Genomic DNA, 3,459 nt, shown 5'->3' with positions numbered 1-3,459 from the left:
GGCCCGGGGCGGTGCGGAGGACTGCCGGAGCGCAGCGGAGCGGGGAGGAAGAGGGGTGGGCGGCAGCGCGCGGTCGACGAGCCGTCAGGACGTGACGGCTGTCCCGGCCCGGGACGGGGCACCGAGGGAGGTCGCTCCGGGGGAGGACGGGGCCGGACGAGCGGCCCGCTGCCGGGTCAGCCGCGACACGCCGCGGACCACACCCGACCGAAGTCGATGTGGTCGCGGGTGACCAGGGGCTGCTCGGCGTACATGGCCTCAAGTTGAGCAGCGAACCTCGCACCCGTCAACCGTCCTCCATTACCGCTCTGTTGCGATCTCCTGTCGCCACGCGACACCTCCCGCGCCCCGGGCGCCCCGTCGCCGACGACCCTTGACACCCGCCGATCGCGCACGCGTACGATCGAAAGCGGAGTGCAGTGCCCCGCCGGACGCGTTGAGGGACGCGGGCCGGCCGCAACGGCCGTACGTGACCACGCCGTACCCCCGCCCCGTGCGCCCGCGCGCATCCCGCATCTCCACCCTCCCGCCTGGAGCCTCCGCATGGCCACCCCGCCGGACGTCCTGCCCGCCCCTCTCTCCCCGCCCGCCCCGGTGCCGACCCGCAAGGGCAGCGCCGCCACCGCCCTCGACGTCTCGGCCGCCACCGCCCGGATCGTCCCGCGCCGCCGCACCGGCCAGTGGGTCTCCGCCGCCGTCGCCCTGCTGCTGTTCGCCATGGCGGCCAACTCCCTGATCCACAACCGGGCGTTCCAGTGGGACGTGGTCGCCGAGTGGTTCACCGCCACCTCGGTGATGAACGGCCTCACCCTGACCCTCTGGCTGACCGCCGTCACCCTCGGCCTCGGCTTCGTGCTCGGCACCGTCCTCGCCACCATGCGGCTGTCCGCCAACCCGGTGCTGCGCACGCTCAGCTGGATCTACATCTGGATCTTCCGCTCCACCCCCGCCCTGGTGCAGCTGCTGCTGTTCTTCAACATCGGCGCGCTGTACCCGACCCTCGGCCTGGGCATCCCGTTCGGCCCGGAGTTCGTCACCGTCCGGACGGTGAACCTGTTCGGCCCGACCTTCACCGCGGTGGTCGGGCTGACCCTGCTGGAGGCCGCGTACGCCGCCGAGGTGGTGCGCGGCGGCATCCTCTCCGTCGACCGGGGCCAGTTGGAGGCCGCCGCCGCGCTCGGCCTCGGCCGGTGGCGGGTGCTGCGCCGGATCGTCGTCCCGCAGGCGATGCGCTCGATCGTGCCGACCGCCGGGAACATGCTGATCAGCGCCCTCAAGGGGACCAGCATCATCAGTGTGCTGGCCGTCTCCGACCTGCTCTACTCCGTCCAGTTGGTCTATCTGCAGTCCTACCAGGTCATCCCGATGCTGATGGTCGCCACCCTCTGGTACGTGGTGATCACCACCGTGCTCTCGGTCGGGCAGTTCTACGTCGAACGCCACTTCGCGAAGGGCGCCACCCGCGAGGGCCTGCCGCCCACGCCGCTGCACCGGGCCCGCGCCGCGTACCGGCGGCTGCGCGCCGTCGCCGGGGCGCCCGCGCCGGGGGAGGCCGTGCCGGAGAAGACCGTTCCGGGGAATGCCGCCACGGGCAAGGGCGCCACCGGGGAGGACGCCCGATGAGCGCCGTCCTGGTCGTCGTCGGCGCCGGGCCGCGCGGCACCGGGGTGCTGGAGCGGATCGCCGCCAACGCCCCCGAACTGCTGCCCGCCGACCGGCCGTTGCACATCCACCTGGTCGACCCGCACCCGCCCGGCGGCGGCCGGATCTGGCGCCACGAGCAGTCCCCGCTGCTGCGGATGAACTCGATGGCGGAGGACGTCACCATGTTCACCGACGAGCGCTCGACCCTCGACGGGCCGGTCCGCCCCGGCCCCTCGCTGGCCGAATGGGCCGCCCACCCCGAGGAGTTCGCCCCCTACCGGGAGATCGCCGACCCCGCGCTGCGGGCCGAGCTGGACACCCTCGCACCCACCGACTTCCCCACCCGGCGGGCCCAGAGCGCCTATCTGGACTGGGTGTTCCGGCGCGCCGTCGCCGACCTGCCGCCGCACATCACGGTCACCGTCCACCGGGACACCGCACGGCGGATCGAGGGCCCGGCGGACGGCCCGCAGCTGGTCCACCTCTCCGACCGGGTACTGACCGCCGACCACGTCGTCCTCACCCTCGGCCACCTCGAATCCCACCCCGACCCCCGCTACGACGCCGACGCCGCCTTCGCCGCCCGGCACGGCCGCTTCCACCTGCCGCCCGCCCACTCCGCCGACGTCGCCGCCGAGCTGGAGCGCATCGCCCCCGGCGAGCACACCGTGCTGCGCGGTTTCGGGCTCGCCTTCGTCGACCTGGTCTCGCTGCTCACCGAGGGCCGCGGCGGCCGCTTCGAGGAGGCGGCCGACGGCGGCCTGGTCTACCGGCCCTCGGGCCGCGAACCGGTCGTCCACGTCGGCTCGCGGCGCGGCGTCCCGTACCACTCCAAGACCGGCTACCGCCTGGTCGGACCGCCGCCGCCGTTCCCCCGGTACTTCGACGCCACCGCCGTCGACGCCCTGCTGGACCGGCCCGGCGCCCTCGAACTGCGCCGCGACGCCTGGCCGTTGATGGCCAAGGAGATCGCCTTCGGCCACTACCACGAGCTGTTCCACGCCCACCCCGAACGCACCGCCCTGCCCTGGGCGGAGTTCCTCGACGGCCTCGACGCGCACCCCTGGGCGTCCCCGGAGCTGGGCGCGCTGGTCGAACGCGCCGTCCCCGACCCGGCCGACCGGCTCGACCTCGAACGCCTCGACCACCCGCTGGCCGGCCTGGAACTCGGCTCCGCCGAGGAACTCCAGCGCTACCTGCGCCGCTACATCGCCGAGGACGCCGACCGGCGCGCCGACCCCGCCCACAGCGCCGACCTCGGCGCCTTCCTCGCCCTGCTCTCGCTCTTCGGCCAGCTGCCCCGGATCCTCGCCTCCGGCCGGCTCACCGCCCGGTCGGTGGGCGAGGAGGTCGACGAGTGGTTCTTCGGCTACTTCAGCTACCTGGCCTCCGGCCCGCCCGGCTTCCGGCTGCGGCAGCTGCTCGCGCTCTCCGAGGCCGGCGTGGTCCGCTTCCTCGGCGCGGGCGTCCGGGTCGAGCGGGACGAGCGCACCGGCAGCTGGCTGGCCTCCGGCGCCACCGTGCCCGGCCGCACCGTCACCGCCACCGCGCTGGTCGAGGCGTACCTGCCCAAGCACGTGCTGGACCGCACCCGGGACCCGCTGCTGCGCGAACTGCACCGGGAGGGGCGGATCGTCGAGGAGGTGGTCAGCGACCCGGAGCACACCCACCGCTCGGGGCTGCTCACCATCCGCCCCCGGGACGGCCTCGTCCTCGACCCGGCCCTCGGCGGGGAGCCGCACCCGCGGCGCACCGCGCTCGGCCCGCACACCAGCGTGCGGGCGGCGGCCGCGTTCGCCCGGCCGCGGACCGACT

At 74.8% G+C, this 3,459-nt stretch carries 2 protein-coding genes; both read left to right on the top strand.

Annotated elements, in window-relative coordinates:
- The first annotated feature begins 543 nt into the window (after positions 1-543).
- A complete protein-coding gene (locus tag VR45_RS38050) occupies positions 544-1,623 on the top strand; it encodes an amino acid ABC transporter permease (RefSeq protein WP_078897401.1) in 1,080 nt (359 codons plus the stop codon).
- On the top strand, positions 1,620-3,459 hold a 1,840-nt coding region (locus VR45_RS38045), incomplete at its 3' end, for an FAD/NAD(P)-binding protein (RefSeq protein ID WP_045944523.1). The genes VR45_RS38050 and VR45_RS38045, both read left to right, overlap by 4 nt.

The sequence above is a fragment of the Streptomyces sp. NRRL S-495 genome, from assembly GCF_000966955.1.
GTDB classification, from domain to species: domain Bacteria; phylum Actinomycetota; class Actinomycetes; order Streptomycetales; family Streptomycetaceae; genus Kitasatospora; species Kitasatospora purpeofusca.
The sequence above is the reverse complement of the archived record's forward strand: the minus strand, read 5'-3'. Positions and strand labels throughout refer to the sequence as shown.